18 protein-coding genes and 1 other annotated feature are annotated in these 20,668 nt (G+C 63.1%); of the genes, 16 read left to right on the top strand and 2 right to left on the bottom strand.

The annotated features are described in order from the left end of the window. Nucleotides 1-7 precede the first annotated feature (7 nt). Nucleotides 8-529: a CvpA family protein gene (locus ASH01S_RS03210; RefSeq protein WP_067923355.1), complete on the top strand. Its 522-nt coding sequence runs from the start codon at nt 8-10 to the stop codon at nt 527-529. 75 nt (nt 530-604) lie between these two features. Here ASH01S_RS03210 and ASH01S_RS03205 read toward each other — a convergent pair whose 3' ends face one another. Continuing rightward, complete coding sequence (locus ASH01S_RS03205; RefSeq protein WP_067923350.1) at nt 605-952, bottom strand: phage holin family protein; 348 nt, start codon at nt 950-952, stop codon at nt 605-607. A gap of 158 nt (nt 953-1,110) precedes the next feature. Here ASH01S_RS03205 and ASH01S_RS03200 point away from each other — a divergent pair, with 158 nt between their 5' ends. Beyond that, on the top strand, nt 1,111-3,447 hold the full coding sequence (locus ASH01S_RS03200) for an endonuclease MutS2 (protein ID WP_067923347.1): 2,337 nt from the start codon (nt 1,111-1,113) through the stop codon (nt 3,445-3,447). Nucleotides 3,448-3,542: 95 nt separating this feature from the next. Here the strand turns inward: ASH01S_RS03200 and ASH01S_RS03195 are convergent, their stop codons facing one another. Further along, complete coding sequence (locus ASH01S_RS03195; RefSeq protein ID WP_067923344.1) at nt 3,543-6,443, bottom strand: transglycosylase domain-containing protein; 2,901 nt, start codon at nt 6,441-6,443, stop codon at nt 3,543-3,545. Nucleotides 6,444-6,552: 109 nt separating this feature from the next. Then, nucleotides 6,553-6,770: a binding site (T-box leader), on the top strand. Between the two features lie 74 nt (nt 6,771-6,844). Here ASH01S_RS03195 and tyrS point away from each other — a divergent pair. The 14 genes from tyrS (at nt 6,845) to tgt (ending at nt 20,646) form a co-directional block, all read left to right on the top strand. After that, a complete protein-coding gene (gene tyrS / locus ASH01S_RS03190; RefSeq protein WP_067923341.1) occupies nt 6,845-8,089 on the top strand; it encodes a tyrosine--tRNA ligase in 1,245 nt (414 codons plus the stop codon). 159 nt (nt 8,090-8,248) lie between these two features. Then, entirely contained in the window at nt 8,249-9,241 is a 993-nt protein-coding gene (locus ASH01S_RS03185) for a LysM peptidoglycan-binding domain-containing protein (protein ID WP_067923338.1), read from the top strand. Beyond that, entirely contained in the window at nt 9,238-10,275 is a 1,038-nt protein-coding gene (locus ASH01S_RS03180; protein WP_067923335.1) for a phosphotransferase, read from the top strand. Before ASH01S_RS03185 ends, ASH01S_RS03180 begins: the two co-directional genes overlap by 4 nt. A gap of 108 nt (nt 10,276-10,383) precedes the next feature. Further along, nucleotides 10,384-11,250, top strand: a complete 867-nt coding sequence (locus ASH01S_RS03175) for a nitrilase-related carbon-nitrogen hydrolase (protein WP_067923332.1) — start codon at nt 10,384-10,386, stop codon at nt 11,248-11,250. Further along, nucleotides 11,247-12,095 carry an NAD+ synthase gene (locus ASH01S_RS03170; protein ID WP_067923328.1) on the top strand — a complete coding sequence of 283 codons (849 nt, stop codon included), beginning with the start codon at nt 11,247-11,249 and terminating at the stop codon, nt 12,093-12,095. The genes ASH01S_RS03175 and ASH01S_RS03170 overlap by 4 nt, the downstream gene beginning before the upstream one ends. Nucleotides 12,096-12,098: 3 nt before the next feature. Continuing rightward, the gene (locus ASH01S_RS03165) at nt 12,099-12,833 is read left to right on the top strand and encodes a YebC/PmpR family DNA-binding transcriptional regulator (RefSeq protein ID WP_067923325.1); all 735 of its coding nucleotides are present in this window, start codon (nt 12,099-12,101) and stop codon (nt 12,831-12,833) included. Nucleotides 12,834-12,946: 113 nt separating this feature from the next. Beyond that, nucleotides 12,947-13,363 carry a hypothetical protein gene (locus tag ASH01S_RS03160; RefSeq protein WP_067923322.1) on the top strand — a complete coding sequence of 139 codons (417 nt, stop codon included), beginning with the start codon at nt 12,947-12,949 and terminating at the stop codon, nt 13,361-13,363. A gap of 218 nt (nt 13,364-13,581) precedes the next feature. Continuing rightward, complete coding sequence (gene ruvC, locus ASH01S_RS03155) at nt 13,582-14,121, top strand: crossover junction endodeoxyribonuclease RuvC (RefSeq protein ID WP_067923319.1); 540 nt, start codon at nt 13,582-13,584, stop codon at nt 14,119-14,121. Further along, nucleotides 14,112-14,759 (top strand): Holliday junction branch migration protein RuvA, encoded by a 648-nt coding sequence (gene ruvA, locus ASH01S_RS03150; RefSeq protein WP_067923316.1) that lies wholly within the window; start codon nt 14,112-14,114, stop codon nt 14,757-14,759. The genes ruvC and ruvA overlap by 10 nt, the downstream gene beginning before the upstream one ends. A gap of 69 nt (nt 14,760-14,828) precedes the next feature. After that, nucleotides 14,829-15,863, top strand: a complete 1,035-nt coding sequence (gene ruvB, locus ASH01S_RS03145) for a Holliday junction branch migration DNA helicase RuvB (protein WP_067923314.1) — start codon at nt 14,829-14,831, stop codon at nt 15,861-15,863. A gap of 94 nt (nt 15,864-15,957) precedes the next feature. Beyond that, a complete protein-coding gene (sigI, locus tag ASH01S_RS03140) occupies nt 15,958-16,701 on the top strand; it encodes an RNA polymerase sigma factor SigI (RefSeq protein WP_067923311.1) in 744 nt (247 codons plus the stop codon). Nucleotides 16,702-16,762: 61 nt separating this feature from the next. Continuing rightward, a complete protein-coding gene (locus ASH01S_RS03135) occupies nt 16,763-18,292 on the top strand; it encodes an anti-sigma factor domain-containing protein (RefSeq protein WP_067923308.1) in 1,530 nt (509 codons plus the stop codon). A 174-nt stretch (nt 18,293-18,466) separates the two neighbouring features. Then, a complete protein-coding gene (queA, locus tag ASH01S_RS03130) occupies nt 18,467-19,525 on the top strand; it encodes a tRNA preQ1(34) S-adenosylmethionine ribosyltransferase-isomerase QueA (protein WP_067923305.1) in 1,059 nt (352 codons plus the stop codon). Beyond that, nucleotides 19,522-20,646 (top strand): tRNA guanosine(34) transglycosylase Tgt, encoded by a 1,125-nt coding sequence (gene tgt, locus ASH01S_RS03125; RefSeq protein ID WP_067923302.1) that lies wholly within the window; start codon nt 19,522-19,524, stop codon nt 20,644-20,646. The genes queA and tgt overlap by 4 nt, the downstream gene beginning before the upstream one ends. The last annotated feature ends 22 nt before the right edge of the window (nt 20,647-20,668 follow it).

The following is a 20,668-nucleotide window of genomic DNA, read 5'->3' as shown; positions in this document are numbered from 1 at the left end:
TGTGTGCTTGGACCTGTTTGATTTGATTGTGACAGTCATCGTCGTGGTCGGCGCCATTCGTGGTTATCAGCAGGGGCTCTTTCGTAGCGTGATGCGTTTGGCGGGTGTGGTGGCCGCCTACGCGGGAGCGATGTGGCTACGCCCGTACCTGGCCCAGATGATTGGATCCCTGCATGGCGGGCCGAATCCGGTCGGATCTGGGTTGGGCCGGTGGCTTGGGGACGTCAACGGTGCCATCGCCTTCTTCCTGGCCTTCGTCGTGATTCTTCTCGTGGTTCGGGTGGTGATTGGCGCTATGGACAGCTTGTTCCGACTCCCTGTACTCTCCACGCTCAATCGACTGGCGGGACTTTTGGTCGGCGCTGTGTTGGCGCTCGCCGTGGTGTACGTTTTGACCTTGGTTCTGCACTATGTGCAGAATCCGCGGTTGCAGCAGCAACTGAACCATTCGGCGATTGCCACCTGGTTTGAAGACCGGCACTTTGCCCCTTACGGACAGACGCAAACCACGACGGTGGAAACAACATAGCGGACAAGAACAGAGACGATCCGGTCCAGCGGGATCGTCTCCTTTCGACTCAGCAACTGTTTTTGCCCAGCGGGCTCAGGTGTCGCGGCCGCGGCGGAACTCTGTCGGAACAAACAAGTCGATGATGCCAATCACCAACGAGGCCAGCAATGCCCCGAGCACGGTGACGCGCATCCCTGGAACCACCAGTTGGGTCAGGTAGATGATGACTGCACTGACGATGAACCCGACCAGTCCTCGCCCGTATGGAGAGACCCGGCGCCCAAACAGAGCCTCCACTGCCCAACCCAACAGGGCGATGACGACAGCAGCGACCAGTGCAGTCCAGAAGTTCACGACTGCAAACCCGGGCACCAAAAAGCCGACAAACATCAGGACCAGAGCGGATACGATGAAGCGGACAATCGTTCCCAGCCAGTTCATGCCGCTCCTCCTTTCCATGCGTTGTACCCATAGGCTGTCCGCAACCTGCCCGACTCATGTGCTACAATGGGTTGGAACTTGCGACCACTGGACGCCGTCGGGCCGGGCTGCACGCACAGCGGCGCGGCGGTGCTGGAAGCGAGGATAACGGAGCCAGTATGGACGAACGCACATATATCTTACTTGAATTTGACAAGGTCATCGAGCGGATGGCGGAGCGCGCGGCCACTTCCCTCGGCCGGGAACGACTGTTGGGCCTGCGCTGCTTCGCCGTGCCTGAGGACGCGGAGCGGGAACTGACCGCCGTGGATGAGTCTCTGCAAATGCTGCTTCGGTTTGGGCCGCCTCCGTTTGGTGGCATCACCGACGTGCGCGGCAGTCTGCGCAGTATACGCATCGGCGGCACGCTCAGTCCGGAGGCGTTGGTGGCCATTGCCGACGTCATGGAGGCGGTGCGCCGCATCCGCCAGTTCATTGAGCGGCACGGGACGTCCTGGCCATCCCTCACTGAAGCGGCGCAGAGGCTGACGCCTACGCGCGCCGTCGAAGAACAGATCCGCCACGCCATCGATGTGGACGGTACCGTCCTAGACCAGGCCAGCCCCACTCTGCGTCGGCTGCGCAGTGAGCGCCGCGCCATCCAAGCGCGTGTCCGGGAGGTGCTGGACGGCTTCCTCCGCTCGCACCAGAAAATCTTGCAGGATCCCGTCATTGCCATGCGCGGCAACAGTCTCTGTCTGCCGGTCCGGGTGGAGTTTAAGAACCAAATCCGCGGCATCATCCGGGACTACTCGGCCTCGGGTGCGACCGTGTTTGTTGAACCCCAGGCCGTGGTCGAGCAGAATCAACGGGCGGAGCGGCTGGCTGTGGAGGAGGAACGCGAAATCGAGCGCATTCTCCACGAACTGTCGCAGGCCGTCGGCGGCGTGGCGGATGTCTGCGAGGAGAACCTGAATGTGGTCGCCCGCCTGGACAGTTGGTTTGCGAAAGCCGACTGGGCCCGGCGCGAGGATGCCCAGCGTCCCATCATTCGTCGGGATGGCGTCTGGCACCTGCGTCGCGCTCGCCATCCGCTGTTGCCCCGCGGCGAAGCGGTCCCGCTCGACATGAGCCTGGGGGAGTCGTTCCGACTGCTCATCCTTACCGGTCCCAACACGGGCGGCAAGACGGTGACCCTGAAGACAGTGGGTCTGCTCACCCTGTTGGCGATGTGTGGCTGTTTTCTGCCCACCCAGAGGCCGAGCGAGGTCGCTTGGTGCCATGAGATCTGTGTGGATATCGGCGATGAGCAGAGCATCGAGCAAAGCCTGTCCACCTTTTCTTCACACATGCGCAATATCGTTTCCATGTTGCAAACGGCGGGTGAGCACAGTCTGGTGCTGCTCGACGAGCTGGGCGCGGGGACCGATCCGTCCGAGGGCGCGGCCCTGGCCATGGCCATCCTGGACGAGTTTTACGCACGTGGCAGCCGCGTCGTGGCGACCACACACTATCCCGAATTGAAGGCGTACGCCTTCTCCCACCCGTCGGCCATGAACGCCAGCGTCGAGTTCGACGTCGATACCCTGCGTCCCACGTATCGCCTGCGCATGGGTGTGCCAGGGCGCTCGAACGCGCTGACCATCGCTGCGCGGCTGGGTCTGCCGGAGACGGTGATTGAGCGGGCGCGACAGGGGATCGCGGACACGAACGTGCAGATGGAGGACATCATCGCCAAGATGGAGACGGCGCGTAAAGAGGCGGACCGCGCCCTCGCCCAAGCGACGGAGGAGAAAGCTCGGGCTCAGAAGCTGCGAGAAGACTGGGAACGTCGGACACGCGCCTTGGATGAGCAGGTGAGGCAGCAGCAGGCGGCCGCGACAGCCGCAGCGGAACGGATTCTCGAATCTGCCCGTCGGGAGGCTGAATCGGTCATCCAGGAGCTGCGGCAGCTCCGAGCCGAGACGGTGAAGGACCACGAGCTGGTGGCTCTGCGCAAGCGTCTGGACGAAGCGCGGCCGGAGCCGGGAGAGAGGGCTGTATCCGCGACACCTGCGGCCCACGTGGGGGCTCTGGTTCCGGGCACCCTGGTGCGCGTGGCCTCGGTGGGGCAAAAAGGAGAAGTGCTGGAGGTTTCTGCGGACGGGCGGGAACTGGTGGTGCAGCTAGGGCTGTTGCGGATGAAGGTGGCGGCGAACGAGGTCGAGGTGCTGAATCGGCCGGCGCCGGCGCCAAAATCCACCGGTGTGCGCCGCAGCGCCGTCAAGTCGGTGCCACTGCAGATGGATGTACGCGGCGAGACGGTGGAAGAAGCGGTGCACAGGCTGGACAAGTACCTCGATGACGCGGTGGTGGCCCGGCTGCCACGGGTGACCATCATCCACGGCAAAGGAACGGGTGCCCTGCGCGACGGCGTCCGCCGCTTCCTCAGCGCCCATCGCCACGTCAGTTCTTGGGTGCCCGGCGGCCCCGGAGAGGGCGGAGACGGCGCCACCATCGTCACCCTGGCCCTCTAACCGTGTAAAGCAGGGGCTGCCCCACAGTGTCCAAGGCACTTGAAGCAGCCCCTTGTCATTTCGGCCGTGGTTTCTCCAGGTGGCGAGTCTCGGAGTCAGTGCGCGCCGTTTTCTCCAGATGGAGGAGTTGAATGGGCTTCTCCTGATCCCCCACTTGCCTCGCTATTTCCCGGTGGCTGCGCTTCCGTATCTGGCGGCGGAGGGCTGTTGTTCGAGTTTCCGCCGCCTTCTCCCGCCAGCCCGTTGCCGGCGCTGTTGCGTCCCGCATTGTCGCCGGGGATTCCGTTTCCTCCGCCCGGATTTGCCTCAACGACCGCTGTGTTCGAGGGCGTCGAGAGTCCCGACGCCGTGGCCGCATAGACGCGGTAGTACACCTTCCCCGCTGTCTGGGGAACTGCCTGGTCCAGGTACTGGGTGTCCGTCAGCCCGTCGGCGATTTTCACATAAGGACCATCGGGTTGAACGGATCGCCAAACGCTGTATGAGGACGCTCCCTGAGCCCGTGACCAGCGCAGCCAGACACCATCGCCGCGGATGGCCGCCGTCACGACCGGGGCAGCCGGTCGTTGGGCCAACTCGGCATCGGACAACGCGGACAGCACGCGGCCGCCGCGCGGGTCCGGCTGGGTCGGTGCCAATTGGGAATCAATCCCTGTGTGCACGCCGGCCGGTATGGTGAACGGGAGTTTTAGGAACACGCCCACCTGAATCTCGTCGGCCGGTGTGTTGGTGGTCGCCAGGTACTTCTTGCCGTGGTACACCACATACGGCACCTGGACGTGCACGTCGCACCTCTTGGTCGGCTGTGTACCCTGGATAAACCACTCGGTCTCCACGTCGTTGTCCGCCTTGCACAGGGTTGTCGGAAGTTGACCGGACGCCTTGCAGACCGCGACACGGACCAAACCGGACGGCCGCGGCAACGGCTTGGTCGACGGGTGCTCCTGAAGCAGGGGATCCATGATGTCGTTCCACATCGTGAACTTCTCGTTATAAATGGTGGACGGGATGTGGCGCTCGTAATCATATCCGGTCCACAGGCCGAGGGTGTAATCCTGAGTGAATCCCACGAACCATCCGTCGTGTTCGTTGTCGGAGGTTCCTGTCTTGCCGTAAATATATTGAGAAGGAAAATGTCCGCCCACGGCGGAAGCCGTCCCCTTCGTCACGACATCCCGCAGCATGTCGTCCAGGATAAAGGTGGCCTGCGGAGAGAACACCTTGTTCACCTTCGGGTGCGCTTGGTATACGGTCTCGCCGTCGCGCCCGACGATTTTCGACACAAAATAGGATTGGTGCCACACACCCTCGTTGGCCAGCGTGGTGTAGGCGCTGGTCATCTGTTGCACGGTCAGCCCGTAGGTGAGACCGCCGATGGCCGTGGACAAATGGGACATGTCGTCGCGCGTCAGGGTGACACGGCCATCCAGGGTCTTTTGTCCAGGGTAAATGCCCATCTTCTCCAGGTACTTGGTTCCGTTTTGCGGTCCGATGTCGTGCAGCACCACGAGGGCCGGCACGTTATAGGAATACGTCAGGGCGTCGCGGACGGTGGTCACGCCGCGCCAGCGAAAGTCGTCGTCGTGGACATCTCCATTCTTATACCAAGACACCGGCACGTCCTCAAGCGGCGTGGCGGCGGTGATGGCGTGCATGTCCAGGGCGGGCCCGTAGTCGACCAGCGGCTTGATGGCGGATCCCGGTGAGCGCGGGACATCGGAGTGGTCGACTTCGCTCTTGCCGTTGCCGCCGCCGAGCGCCAGGATGGCTCCGGTGTGATTGTCTATCAACGCCGCTCCCGCTTCAAACAGGTTCTTCTCCGGCTTACCTTGGGCGTCAATCCGCGTCGCCGTAGTGCCTGCGTAAAACTTCGGATCTTTCAGGACCTGGTCCATATGGTCCTGAATCTTCAGATCGAATGTGGTGTAAATCTTGTAACCGGCCGTCGAGAGCGCCGCGTCCGCCGCCGCCTTGTTGGGGTACAGCCCTTGCTTGACCAGCTGTTGCGTCACCCAAGGTTCAATTTCGCTCTTCATCAAATAGGGATACTGAATGGATACTTTCGGCGGCAGATGCAGGTCTTTTTGAATGTCGTACGACACCGCATCTTCGTATTGCGCCTTGGTGATCATCTTGTTCTTCAACATTTGTTCCAGAATGTAGCGTTGTCTGGGAATCACCGGTGACGGGTCTATCACATAGCGCCGCTTGCTTGAATCATAGCGGTACGGCGTGAGCTGCGCCGGGTTGTTCGGAATGGCGGCCAGGAAAGCCGCCTCCGGAAGAGTGAGGTCTTTGGCGCTCTTGCGGAAGAGAATCTGCGAGGCCGCCTCGACGCCGTACACCTGCTGTCCGCCCATGCTGCCCATCCACACCCAATTCATGTAATCGGTCATGATTTCCGGTTTCGTGAGGATGTGGTTGAGTTTCAGCGCCAGAGCGATTTCCTGTACCTTGCGGCGCAGAGTCTGCTGTTGCTCCGGAAACACCGCCAGTTTCACCGTCTGCTGGGTGATGGTGCTGGCACCGCTTTCGATGTGGTGATGCAGCACATCCTGCACCAGCGCCCTGCCCATCGCCACGGGGTTGATGCCGATGTTCGTCCAGAAGGTCTTGTCCTCTCCTGCTACAAAAGCGTCCACAAGGCTGTTGGACACCTGGTGGATGGATGAGATGGGCTGTCGCGCCCCATTCTTGTCAAATTTTCCTATGACCCGGCCGTTGCGGTCGTACACGACCGATGGCTGGCTGAGGTCGGTGAAAGTCGCAGCCGAAATGGCGGGTAAGCCTTTCAGCAGCGACTTGGCGTAGCCAATGCCGGCGCCCAACGCGAGGACAATCAGCGAGGCCACAGACATCGCCGCTATCTTTGCGATCGCGATGGCGATGCGGCGCCCGCGCGGCCGCTGCGAGCGTGCCGCTTGCGTCGGCTCGTCGGACATCGCCTGCCAGCGGTCCGCTTGTCCGCGCGATGGCCGTTTCGGCGTGTCGCCCATGCGGATACCTCCTCCCCAATATCCTGATTATAGAGGGAGTCAACAGGCGCGGCAAACCATTGACGGTGCAGCGCATGGCTTGGTATACTGGCACAAACTTCAGCTCGGAAAACAGCCCGTGAACAGGCTGCAGTAGGTGGCCGGCGAGGTTCAGAGAGCCGGTGGGGGGTGGAAACCGGTCCCGTCCGCCACTGAAATTACGGCCTGGGAGGCGCGCCGGCGGCAGTCGACGACGGTGGCTCCGTTATTCGCCAATGAGCGGCCCTTGGCATCCGTGGGTGTCGAGGGCAAATCGGGTGGTACCGCGAGTGGATCCTCGTCCCGTATGGGGACGGGGATTTTTTTCGTGACGGCTGCGTCACGGCGAGTGATCTCGGAAGCACAGGAAAGGGGTTTTGGCAATGTCCGAGGGCAAGGTTTCCTTGACACCAGAGCAGGAGGCGGAGGTGGCCCGCCAGCTGCGCATGATCCGCCGCGGTGCGGCGGAGATTGTCCCTGAGGAGGACCTCGTACGGAAGCTGCGCCAGTCGGTGGCGACGGGGCAGCCGCTGCGTATCAAACTGGGATTGGATCCGACCGCGCCGGACATCCACCTGGGGCACACGGTGGTCCTGCAAAAGATCCGCCAGCTCCAGGACCTCGGCCATGTGGCCCACCTGGTCATCGGCAACTTCACCGGCCAAATTGGCGATCCGACCGACAAATCGGAAACCCGCCGGCAGTTGAGCGAGGACGAGGTGCAAAGCAACGCGCAAACGTACGTGGCGCAAATCTTCAAAGTCCTCCATCCGGACAAGACGGAGGTCGTCTACAACGCGGATTGGTTGGCGCCCCTGACGTTTGCCGATGTGGTGCGTCTCGCTTCCACGTTGACGGTGGCCCGCATGCTGGAGCGGGAAGACTTCCAGAAGCGGTTCCGGGAGAATCGGCCGATTCACATTCACGAGTTCTTTTATCCGCTGATGCAGGCGTATGACTCGGTGCACCTGCGGACCGACATTGAACTCGGCGGAACGGATCAGAAGTTCAACCTGTTGATGGGGCGCACCCTGCAGCGTGAATTTGGGCAAGAGCAGCAGGTCGCCTTGATGATGCCGCTGCTGGAGGGCCTGGACGGTGTGAACAAGATGTCCAAGAGCCTCGGCAATTACATCGGCGTGGCGGAAGACCCGCACACCATGTTCGGCAAGGCCATGTCGATTCCGGACGAACTGATGCCGCGCTATTTCGAACTGGTGTCCGAAGTGCCGCTGGAGGAGTTGGAGTGCATCCAGAGCGGTCTCAAGGACGGTTCTCTCCACCCGCGCGACGCTAAAATGCGCCTGGCCGGCGAGCTGGTGCGCCGGTTTCACGGCGAGGACGCGAGCCGCGAGGCGGTGGCGCGCTGGCGACAGGTGTTTCAAGCTGGGGGCTTGCCGGACGACATGCCCGAAGCCGAGTGTAACGGAGGGGAGGTATGGATTGTCGAACTGTTGGTGAACTTGGGGCTGGCCGTCAGCCGCAGCGAGGCGCGTCGTTTCCTCGAGCAGGGGGGTGTGCGCATCGACGGTGAGCGTCTGCAGGATGTGGATGCGAAGGTAGAGGTCCGTGACGGAATGGTGATCCAGGTTGGCAAGCGCCGCTTTGTGCGCTGCCGCGTGCGGTAGCCTCACGGCCGCTCTCCGTCCCTCGCCCGGGAGCGCTGGCCGACCGCCCAACTTCAACAGCTGTTGGGCATCAGTTGGGCTCCTGCATATATTGGTGGCAGAATGCCGCTCTCCGCGGCGGGCGCCGCGGGAGTGGGGCGACATCTAGGAGGCGGACGGATGAAGAAGTATGTTGTACGCGAAGGCGACACGATGTGGAAGATCAGCAAGCGGACCGGCGTCCGCTTGCCACTTTTGATGGCTGCCAATCCGCAAATCCGCGATCCGAATCAACTCCAGCCGGGATCCATCATCCTGATTCCGGAGCTGAACAAGGGACAGACGGGCGGCGGTCCAGGGCAGACGGGGACGGGCGCCGCCGTGCCCGGGGCCGCCCCAGCGGCGGATTGGACGGCGGCTGGGCCGGGGACGGTGCAGACGCCGGCCGGCGGCGAGCCGCTGCCGCCCTATTTCGGGTTCGTATGGCCGCATGTGGTGAAGCCCGGCGAGACGTGGCAGTCCATCAGCCAAGCCTATCAGGTGCCGGTGACCCAATTGCAGCAGATGAACACGCTGCACAAGTCGACGCTGGAGCCTGGAGATATCGTCTATGTTCCCGGCACAGGACCATCGCCGAGCGTACCGCAGCCGGGCACCGGCGGAGTGACCGCCGGCCCAGCCGCCGCCGGCGCGGGGGCGGCTGGTTGGGAATCCGCGGGTCAGGCTGCGACGGCTGGCGTCGGACCTGTCCCCCCCGACTGGGAAGGCCCTGCACCGCCCATCTCGCCGCCGGGATATCCGGCGGTGCCGGAGCCGGGGGCCGGCTATGCCGCGCAACCCATCCAGCCCTACTACGGGTATGCGTACCCAGGCGGGATGTATTACCCGCCCGGCGCGCCCTCGGGGTATCCGTACCCGTGGCCGCAGCCGCCGGGGCCGATGCCGGATCATGGACCGCACACCCACTACCCTTATCGCTGGAGTGCGCATCCGCCCTATGCATGGGGCGGTCCGCCGTACGCCGCGGCCTACGCCGGCGCGTGGGCGGACGACTGGGACGATGACAGTTCGTCGTCCTGGACGTGGGATTCCGAATCCGCCCTGTGGGAGGACCCGGATTCCCGGCAACATCCCGAACGGCAAGAGGGCGACGCGGCATCCGACAGACCATGACCAATTCGGCGCTGGTGCGGCTGCTCACGCGGGAGTACGGCATCCAGCCGCTGTGCATCCTGCCCATCAAGACGGTCTGGGGGATTGTCGATGTCCGGGGCGGCCGCTACATCTGGAAGCCGGCCGGACGGAACGATGGGCAAGGACGACTGGGCGAACTGGCCCGTCTCGCCCAAGGACTGGCCACTGCCCTGACCTTGGCCGCGCCTATCCCCACCCGGGGCGGCCGCCTGCTCACGGGATGGGATGGACAGCTGGGATACCTCCAGCCGTGGTTGGCGGGCCGCCACGTGAGTCTGTCCAACCCGCGAGAACGGTTGGCGGCGCTGCGGGCGCTGGCCCAGCTGCACCGCCTGTCGCAGCCCTGGCTGCCAGCGTTGCCCAGCTTCGCCCAGCGCGCGGGTTTGGCCGCGCGGTTGACTGGCAAGCTGCGGACACTCCACAGAGCCTGGCCGCAGGCAGAGGCGGCCTGGCCCGCCTTGGCCCGGGCGCGCGGCTTGGTGTTCGCCATGGCCGGAGCTTGTCCTGCCAATCCAGCCGCGCCCGATTCCGGTGCTGTCACCTTCTGCCACCGCGACGCCGCGCCGCACAACCTGATCTGGCTGTCGGGCCAGGTGGGGCGGGACGCATCCCAGGCGGCCCCAGATCTGCGCGCGGGCCGGATCGGCCTGATTGATTTTGACCGTGCCGGCTGGGACGATCCGCTTGTCGACGTGATGCAACTGTTCAACCACAGTGTGTACTTTTCCCCTCCGGGAACGGCCGAGGTGCGGCGCTGGATGGACACCTATCGACAAATGGCTGCACTCCCCGAGTCGGCCGAAGAGCGCGCTTGGCGCCTGCTCTTGTTTCCAGACGTCTTGGTGCGGGCCCTGGCCGAATGGTGCGGCCAGGGTTGTCCGGTGCGCGGGCGGCTGCGCGTGTCAGCCGCCCTGCACAAGGAGCGCCAGCGCTGGCTGGCTTGGCAGCAGGACTATCGGGAACGATTCGGCGCCACCCAATTGCGGCGTGTGGTGGCGCGCCCCTGGAGCTAGCCTCGCCGGTGCGGCGACCGCTTGCTGTTGGATTGCCGGCAATCTTATACTGAAAGGCGTACTGAAGGCGGACGAAGTCCGGTTGCCATCGACAGAGGAGTGACAGGCGTGCGCGAATGTGGCAAGCTGGCCGTCGCCCAGGTGCGGCCAGCTCTTGGGGATATCGCACAAAACGCAGAAAAGCACATCGAATGGATAACCAAGGCTCGGGATCGGGGAGCGCAGTTGGTGGTCTTCCCTGAACTGGGTCTGACCGGCTACCAGGTTCAGGACTTGACCCTGGAGGTGGCCCGTCGCCTGAATGACCCGGAGATTGTCCGGGTCGTCGACGCGAGCCGCGGGATTGACGCCGTATTCAGTTTTGTCGAGGAATCGGACGAACACCTGTTTTACGTCGCGGCCGTGTACGCCAAGGACGGCGAGGTGGCGGCGGTGCACAGGAAGGTGTATTTGCCGACCTACGGGATGTTTGACGAGGGTCGGTATTTTGCCAGGGGGAACCGTTTCGCGGCCTTTTCGGGCCGGTTCGGCCGCACCGGCATGCTGATCTGCGAAGACGCGTGGCACGTGACCAGCCCGTATCTGCTGGCGCTGGACGGCGCCTCGCTGCTGCTCGTCCCCTCGTCGAGTCCAGCCCGCAGCGTGGGTGAACAGGACAGGTTCGGATCGCAGTCCTTTTGGCGCCAGTTGCTGCAGGTGTACGCGCGCCTGTTTGGGGCCTACGTGGTGTTTGCCAACCGTGTCGGCTTTGAGGACGGCGTCAACTTTTTCGGCGGCTCGTTCGTGCTGGCGCCCGACGGCGAGTTTACTGCCGAGGGCTCTGTGCTGGAGGAGGCGCTGCTGCTGGCGGACGTGGACATACGGGCGGTGCGCAGGATTCGCTATACGACGCCGCTGCTGCGGGACGAGCGAATGGACTTGGTACGGGCGGAATTGGACCGCATCCGCGCTGGCAACGGAGGGGTGCAGTCATGAAGCCTGCGATTCGCGAGCGCCTCGCGCTCAACACCGATTTGACGGTGGCCACGTTGACGGCGTTCATCCGCGAGGAGACGGAGAAGGCCGGGTTTCAGCGCGTGGTGCTGGGTTTGTCCGGGGGTATCGATTCGGCCCTGGCAGCCTATCTGGCCGTTCGCGCTTTGGGGGCCGAGCGCGTGCAGGCGGTGTTGATGCCGTATAAAACCAGTTCCCCGGCCAGCCTCGGCGACGCCAGGGCGGTGGTCGACGACCTGGGGATGCCCAGCCTGGTGGTGCCGGTGACGGCCCAGGTGGACGCCTATTTTGAGATGATGGACGACCTGATTGGCCCATCGACTCCCCTGCGCCGCGGCAACAAAATGGCGCGCGAACGGATGAGTATTTTGTTTGACCTCTCCGCGCACCTAGGGGCGCTGGTGCTGGGGACGAGCAATAAGACGGAGCTGCTGCTCGGGTACGGCACCCAGTTTGGCGACATGGCCAGCGCGCTCAACCCGATTGGTGACCTGTACAAATGCCAGGTGCGGCAGCTGGCCGCCGCCGTCGGGGTGCCCCAGGCGATTTTGGACAAAGCGCCGAGCGCCGACTTGTGGCAGGACCAGACGGACGAGAAGGAACTCGGCTTCACCTACGACGACGCCGACGAGATCCTGTACCAGTTGGTGGATCAGCGGCTGTCGGTGTCCGAGCTGGTCGAACTCGGCTACGACCAGGAATTGGTGCGGCGGCTGGCGGAGCGCATCCGGCGCAACCAGTACAAGCGGCGCACCCCGGTGATTGCGAAGGTGTCGGGACGGACGATAGGGATTGACTTCCGTTATCTGCGCGATTGGGGGTTGTGATACATGGCAGGACACTCGAAATGGCACAATATCCAGCGGCGCAAAGGCAAGCAGGACGCCGTTCGCGGCCAGTTGTTCACGAAGCTGTCGCGCGACATCTACAATGCGGCGAAGGAAGGCGGGGGGAACCCGGAGACCAACTTCCGGCTGCGTGTGGCGATTGAGAAGGCGAAACAGAACAACGTGCCCAACGACAGCATCTCCCGCACCATCGCTAAGGCGACCGGCAGCTTGCAGGGGGTTCACTACGAGGAGGCTGTGTACGAGGGGTACGGCCCGCATGGAGTGGCCGTCATGCTGGAGATTGTCACCGACAACCGCAACCGGACGGCCGCCGACATCCGTCACATCTTCGCCAAGCGCGGCGGCAATTTGGGAGAGACCGGCTGCGTCGCCTGGATGTTTGACCGGGTGGGGACCATCAGCGTGGCCAAGACGGACGGGGTGACGCTGGATGATGTGATTTTGGCGGCGCTCGACTTGGGGGCGGACGACGTCCGCGAGGAAGCGGACGCGTTTGTGGTCATCACGGCGCCCGAGGTGTTCACCCAAGTCCGCGACGGCCTGGAAGCGCAGGGGTGGACCGTGGAGGACGCAGAGATCACCTATGAAGCCAAGACCACTGTCCCCCTGTCGGGTGAACAAGCCGAATCGGTGCTCGACCTCATCGACGCGCTGTCCGAGCACGACGATGTGCAAAACGTGTATGCCAACCTGGAGCTTACCGAGTCCGCCTGAATCGGGGCCCGCGGGCGTGTCTTGGACCGGCGGGGGGCAAACCGGTGACCCTGCATAATGACGGCTGCATGTGGCATGCTACGCCTGAACCGACAGGAAATGAGGTGGGAATGATGTCACGGTGTCGCGCCTGCGGGAAATGGCCGGCCGTAGCCGGTCGCAGCCGATGCGGGCGGATGTGGATACGGCTTGCCATCGGCAGTGCGGCCGTGCTGGCTGCGGTCTTCACGGCAGCTCCACGGGCGTGGGCGGATGCGCCGGCAGTCACCGACTTTGACCAGGCGCAGGTTTCCGTCGAGCGGGCCGCCGATGCTTGGACGGTCGATGCTCCGCGGCGCCGGGCGGTGTTCCTCACCCTGTACGGAGACGGCCGCGGACAACTGACGGTCAGGCCGGTGGCGACCGATGCGGTGGTCAGCTTCGCCGTCGAACACCCGTGTTGGCGGCTAGACAACAGCCTGACGCTGTGGTTTCATCTGCCGGTCTACGTGCGCGAGGTTCCCGACTTGAGCAGTCAGCGATCCGTCTGAATGACCGGGCACAATCGTTGGACATACAGTACGCGGCGGGCGGAGGGCTCCAAGCTCCGCCTCTTTTTCGGTCTGCCGCGGGCAGCCGTCGGCGGTGGCCAGCCCCAGTTCTGTCTCTGCATTTCGAGCCTGCCTTGTCAAGTAGGAATTTTATATCCCCAAGGAGAACCTGATCTGACAACCAGCGCGGGGCTGCCCGCGGCTAGGAGTGGCATGTCATGAACCAGCAACGTGTGCTTGGGATTGACCCGGGCACGGCGCGAATGGGCTACGGTGTGCTGGACGCGGAGGGTTCACGGCTGCGCCCGGTGGCGTTCGGGTGCATCGAAACGCCAGCGTACACCCCGGTGGCTGTCCGCTTGCAGATGATTTACCACGAATTGAGCGCGCTTATCGCCAGGACGCGTCCCGAGGTCATGGCGATTGAACAGTTATTCATGGGGCGCAACACCACCACGGCCATCAGTGTCGGGCAGGCGCGTGGGGTGGCGCTCCTGGCCGGGGCGGAGGCGCAACTGGCCATTGCCGAATACACGCCCATGCAGGTGAAGCAGGCAGTGGTTGGCTACGGCCGCGCCGACAAGGGACAGGTTCAGGAAATGGTGCGGGTGCTCCTGGGACTGGCGGACAAACCGCGCCCGGACGATGCGGCGGACGCTTTGGCCTTGGCCATCACGCACGCCCATGCGGCGCCCATCGCAGAGCGCCTGCGACCGTCAGCCACGGATGGGGGCCGGAGAGGAGCGCGGTGGCCGTGATTGTGTTTGTACGCGGCACGGTGCATGCGGTCGGCGCAGGCTACGTGGACCTCGACGTGCATGGGATCGGGTACCGTGTCTATGTGCCCGTGCCCGTCACGCGGCAGGTCGCCCTAGGATGCGAGGCCTTCTTGCATACCTATCGGTATGTCCGTGAAGATTCGGATGAGTTGTACGGGTTCTTGGACGAACGGGATCGGGACTGGTTTGAAATGCTGCTGCGGGTGTCCGGAGTCGGACCGAAGGGGGCGTTGCAAATTCTCTCGGACGTGAGCCGGGACGAATTCTTCCAGGCGGTGGTGCACGAGGACGCGGCCGCTTTGTGCCGACTGCCTGGCGTGGGCAAGAAAACGGCACAGCGCATCATCCTGGAGCTGCGCGAGAAGGTGGCCGTGGCTAAGGGAACCGCAGCCGCTGCCAAGGGAAGCTTGGTCCCGCCGGCGGCGCTCCCGGGCTCCCGTCCGTATCCGGGGGCGGAGGGGCTGGCTGGGGATGTGATTGAGGCCCTGATCGGGCTTGGCTATAATGAAAAGCAAGCCTCCGAGGCGGTCGCCGCCGTGTTCGAAGAGGGGCAAAGCTTGGACGCGGCGGAAGCGCTGCGCGGCTGCCTGCGCTACCTCAGCGGTGTGCGGGCGTAAGCAGGTCGCTGGCCGCGGCAGGTGAGGCTGGCTAAGAGAATCACCGAACGTACGGAAGGGGACGCATGGATGGAGGAGCGCATGGTGGCCGCTGAGTGGCGCCGCGAGGATGCAATCCTGGATACGTTGCGCCCGCGGTTCTTGGACGATTACATTGGCCAGCAAGCGGTCAAGGACAACCTGCGGGTGTTCATCCAGGCGGCCAGGGAGCGTCAGGAGGCGCTGGATCACGTCCTTCTGTACGGTCCCCCGGGGCTTGGCAAAACCTCCTTGTCCATGATCATCGCCAACGAACTGGGCGTGAGCATTCGCGTCACGTCGGGCCCGGCCATTGAGCGTCCGGGAGACTTGGCGGCGCTGTTGACCAACCTTCAGTCTGGCGATGTCCTGTTCATTGACGAGATTCATCGCTTGCCGCGAGCGGTCGAAGAGGTGTTGTACCCGGCGATGGAGGATTTTGCCCTGGACATCCTGATTGGCAAAGGGCCCACGGCGCGCTCGGTGCGCTTGGATTTGCCTCCTTTCACACTGGTCGGAGCGACCACGCGGGCAGGTTTGCTATCCGCGCCGCTGCGCGACCGCTTCGGCGTGATAGCGCATCTGGATTACTATACGACGGAGGATCTGGCAGCCATCGTGATGCGCACAGCGGGCATTCTGCAGCTGTCATTGGCGGCGGAGGCGGCGTTGGAGATCGCCAGTCGCAGCCGCGGTACCCCGCGCGTGGCGAATCGCTTGCTCAAGCGGGTGCGCGATTTTGCCCAAGTGCACAAGCAGCCCACGGTTACGCGCGAGGTCGCCGAGCGGGCGTTGGCGCGGTTGCACGTGGACCGGCTTGGCTTGGATGAGCTCGATTTCAGACTGCTGCGGACCCTGATTGAGAAGTTTGACGGCGGGCCAGTGGGTCTCGATACGCTGGCTGCCGCCGTGGGAGAAGAGGCAGGCACGATAGAGGACGTCTATGAACCGTATCTGATTCAACTGGGCATGATTCAGCGTACCCCGCGCGGGCGGGTGGCGACTGCGCGCGCCTATGAGCATTTGCATGAACCGATTCCGCCGGGCCGCTTTGCGACAGAAGATGCAGACGAGATGGGCGGTTGAGTCGCGATGTTGGTTGGACTCCCGAGCGGATTTGGCGAGAAGACCCCCAAAAACTCCCGCGCGGCACGAATTTATGTAGAGCGAGGTGGAAGGTGTGGGGGGATTCCCCTTTCGACGCAAAACGTCGCAGGACCCCGAACGTCTCTACCCGCTGCTCAGGTTGGCTCAGTCTGGGGACGAGCAGGCGCGCAGTGACCTAATTGAAGCCTACGTGCCGTTCGCGCTGCGGATTGCGTCACAAGCGTCGCGTCGCTACATCGATCCAGACCGAGATGACGAGTTCAGCATTGCCCTGATGGGTATGAATGAGGCGATAGATCGATTTGATCCATCGAAGAAGGTCAACTTTCTCGGATTTGCAGAGACCATCATCCGTCGCCGTCTGATTGACTACTTTCGTTCCCAGCGCTTGCACGGACGCACCGTACCCTGGACCGACTTCGACGTAGTGGATGAAGGGGATAATGTCATCAACTACGTCGAGGTGCGGACATCGCTGGATGCGTATGAAAGAGAGGAGGAGGAACGACGGCGGCGGCAGGAGATTGAGGAATATGCCAAGCGGCTGCGGGAGTTTGGGTTGTCTTTCCAGGAATTGGTCAAGGTGTCTCCGAAACACGCGGACGCCCGGCAGAACGCAATGGAGATTGCGCGTTTGGTCGCGGCGGACGACGAGTTGCGTCGTTACGTCATGGAGCGGCGAGCGTTGCCGTTGAAACAGCTGCAGGAGCGAGTCCACGTATCGCGCAAGACGTTGGAAAGACAGAGAAAGTACATTCTCGCCGTCATCCTGTTGTTGTGCGGCGATTATGCAACTTTGCAAGACTACATTTCGTAAGGCGTCCGGAGCGGCGGTAGGCCATCCGGCAGCCCGTCCTGGGGCGAAAGGAGGCGGCCCGATGCCAAGGGGGGTTGTGCTTGGCATCACTCGGCGGCATGCCATCGTTTTAACCCGCGATGGCGAGTTTTGTCGGATTCCGCGGCGGAGCGGCATGTCGGTGGGTGGAGAAGTAAGTTGGGAGATGCATCGGCACGCGCGGAATCGCGGGTGGCAGAAGGCCGCCGTGGCCGTCTGCACAGCGGTTGTGTTTGCGGGGATTGGGCTGCTGGGTGCGGGACAATTTTGGCCGTCAGGACGCGCCTACGCGTACGTGTCGCTGGACATCAATCCAAGTGTCTCGTTGACGGTCGACCGTCACACCCGTGTTCTGCGGGCTTCGCCGCTCAATGCATCCGGGCGTTCTTTGCTGGAGCATGTGCATGTGGACGGCGATGCGCTGGGACAAGCCATTGCCCAATTGGTCACGGCCACGGTCACAGGGCAGATGATGTCTTCCGGGGATACGATTTTGGTCTCGGCGGCGCCCGCGGACTCGAGTCATGCCGTGGGTGACATGGCGTCCCGTGCGGCGGCGGCGGTGAAGTCCGCCATCTCTGGGAACCCGAGTGCCAGACGACTGCATCCCCGTGTGTACTCGTTGGACCTATCCCACAGTGTTTGGAAGACGGCGGCGGCGGCGAAATTGTCTCCGGGCAAGCTGGCCGCCTATTTGGCCGCGCACAAGGAGGGCGAGCCGGTCTCCCTGTCGGACCTGTCCGGCGATACATTGGCGCGGGTGCTCACCACAGCCCAGACATCGAAATCGCTGCTGAACACACTCGAAAACGGGGATGACGCGGCGATAGCTTCGCTCATCCGCTCTCTGCCCGCGTCTTCGGCTCCGACAAGTGCGGTGCCATCTAGGGCAAGCGAGTCAGGGACCGCTGCACGGTCCGGCAGCGGCGGGGCATCTTCCAGCCAACATGGGCAGCCACAGGCTGCGGGGCCGACGGATGGAGCGTCCCCGCAGAGTGGAACCGGGCAACCCCCGGCCCAGGCGTCGGGGTCGTCTTATTCTGAGGACAAGGCTGGGTTTGTGCGGATCGAGGTGGGCGGAGTCACTCTCTGGGTACAGGTGCAGCCGTCGGAGACGCCTCCGAGGGACGATGGAGGGGCTGCGTCGACCCTCAAACAGGGCCGAGTCAAGACGGCTAACCAACCGACCAATTTTCAGACCAAGGCGCGGACCGCGTCGCACACGGAGCGCCCTGCCTCGGTCTCCGGGTGGTCCCCGGCGTGGGGCGGACACGCACGGGCGCCGATGAACGGGCACCCCAGGCAGCCGGAGCACCATGAGTCTCACGGGCGGATTCAGCCAGGGAGTAAGTCTCATGTTCGCACGTCGGGGAGGGAAAAAGGTGGGGCGTCCGTTGGTGACCCTGGGCACAGGTACGGGAACGGGTGGTTGACCCAATCGAGCGCCAATCACACCCATTCACACTCATCCGCCCATACTGCGGTCGAGTCACACCGCAAGACGCGGGACGCTGGCAAGACACACGGTGTCCAAACCAAGGCCCATGTGCACCTGCACGGGGCGATACATTAACGTAGAGTCTGACGGCGGGATGGGGTGTGCGCTGATTTACGAGGTGTTATGTACACTGTAGGGGCCGATGCACTGTCGGCCCTTATTGTATATCTGAGGGTTTTGGGACTGCAAGTGATCCCGTATAATAAAGTTTTGATTGCGCTGCCGCTGTCTGAGGAAGGGTGAAAAGATGTGCTCGTCGAGGACTTTGATTATTCGTTGCCCGAGGAACTGATTGCCCAGACTCCGCTTGCCAACCGCGAGGATTCGCGCCTCTTGGTGGTCAATCCGGTGGATCAGAGGCTCGTGCATACAAGGTTTTCCCACATCGGCCAGCATCTGCGGCCAGGGGATGTGTTGGTTCTGAACAATTCCAAGGTCTTGCCGGCGCGGCTGCATGCGGACAAGCTGGATACCGGGGCGAAGGTTGAACTGTTGCTGTCAAGACCGGTAAGTGAATACGAGTGGTGGGCGTTGGCGCGGCCTGCCAAGCGGCTGCGCTTAGGGTCTCGCCTGCGTGTTGTGGCGAATGGGATGGAGGCGACCGCCGAAGTGTTGGAGGTGGCGGAAGAGGGCTTGCGCCGGCTTCGGTTTGAGGTGGACGAGCCGATGAGAGACTTTCTCGAACGGGTCGGCGAAGTGCCGCTGCCCCCGTACATCCATACACCATTGCAAAACCGGGATCGCTACCAAACCGTTTATGCCCGTGAACCCGGGTCGGTGGCAGCGCCGACCGCGGGTCTTCACTTTACGCAGCGGTTGTTGGATGAGTTGGCCAAACAAGGGGTCGAGATTCATCATGTCACGCTGCATGTCGGCCTCGGTACGTTCCGCCCGGTCAAGGTGGAACGCGTCGAGGAGCACACCATGCACAGCGAGCTGTACGAGGTGCCGGCATCGGTGGCACAGGCGGTGAATCGGGCGCGGGCCGAAGGGCGACGTGTGATTGCGGTCGGGACGACGGCGCTGCGCACGCTCGAGAGCGCGGGGGCCGGCGGCACGGTGACGGCTGGATCAGGGGAGACGGATATCTTCATTTATCCGGGGTACCACTTTCAGATTGTCGACGGCCTCATTACCAACTTCCATTTGCCCAAGTCCACCCTTCTCATGTTGGTGGCGGCGATGATGGGAACGGAATTCACAAAACGTGTGTACGCCGAAGCGGTGGCCGAGCGGTATCGCTTCTTCAGCTTTGGCGATGCGATGTTTATCACCGCCCACGCAAAAGCGCAGGTGGCTGGCGCATGATACACCCGGTCCGTTATGAACTGTTGCGACGTTGTAGCCGTACACAGGCACGCCGCGGACGTCTATACACACCGCATGGGGTGATTGAAACACCGGTGTTCATGCCGGTGGGGACGCAGGCGACGGTGAAGACACTGGCGCCGTGGGAACTGCGGGAAATGGGCGCGGGGATTATTCTCTCCAATACCTATCACCTGCACCTGCGGCCCGGGGAGGACCTGGTGGCGGAGGCGGGCGGGCTGCACTCGTTTATGCAATGGCCTGGCGCCGTGTTGACGGATAGCGGTGGGTTCCAAGTGTTCAGCCTGGCGGACCTGCGCAAGATTACCGACGAGGGGGTCCACTTCCGCTCCCACCTGGATGGCAGTCGCCTATTTTTTTCCCCAGAGACGGTGATGGCGATTGAGAACAAGTTGGGCGCCGATATCATCATGGCTTTCGACGAGTGTCCTCCCTATCCGGCTGATCGGAGTTACCTGGAGACTTCGTTGCGCCGGACCCTGGAATGGGCCAGGCGTTGCCTGGCGGCCCACAGGCGGCCGGAGGAACAGGCACTCTTTGGCATTGTGCAGGGAGGCATGCACAAGGACCTGCGCAGGCAGGCGGCAGAGACACTGATCGAACTGGATTTTCCCGGCTACGCGGTGGGCGGTTTGAGCGTCGGGGAGCCGAAGGAATTGATGTACGAGATGTTGGCCTACACGACCCCACTGCTCCCGGATGGCAAACCCCGCTATCTGATGGGCGTGGGCTCGCCGGATGACCTGTTTGAAGGGGTGGAGCGGGGCGTCGACATGTTCGACTGCGTCTTGCCGACGCGCATCGCGCGCAACGGCACCGTGCTGACATCACGGGGCCGCCTCGTCATTCGCAATGCGCGCTTTGCCCGGGACTTCTCACCGCTGGATGAGGACTGTGAGTGCCGGGTGTGCCGGACGTTTTCCCGCGCCTACATCCGCCATCTCATCAAGGCCGATGAGGTGCTCGGCATCCGTCTGACCAGCTACCACAACGTATACTTCCTGCTCAAGACGATGGAAAATATCCGAAAAGCGATTGCAGAGGACCGGTTTCCGGAGTACAAGCAGGAATTCTACAGGATGTACGGGTATAATGAATAATTGACTATGCGTGAACGCATGC

This window comes from Alicyclobacillus shizuokensis NBRC 103103, from assembly GCF_001552255.1.
GTDB classification, from domain to species: domain Bacteria; phylum Bacillota; class Bacilli; order Alicyclobacillales; family Alicyclobacillaceae; genus Alicyclobacillus_G; species Alicyclobacillus_G shizuokensis.
The sequence above is the reverse complement of the archived record's forward strand: the minus strand, read 5'-3'. Positions and strand labels throughout refer to the sequence as shown.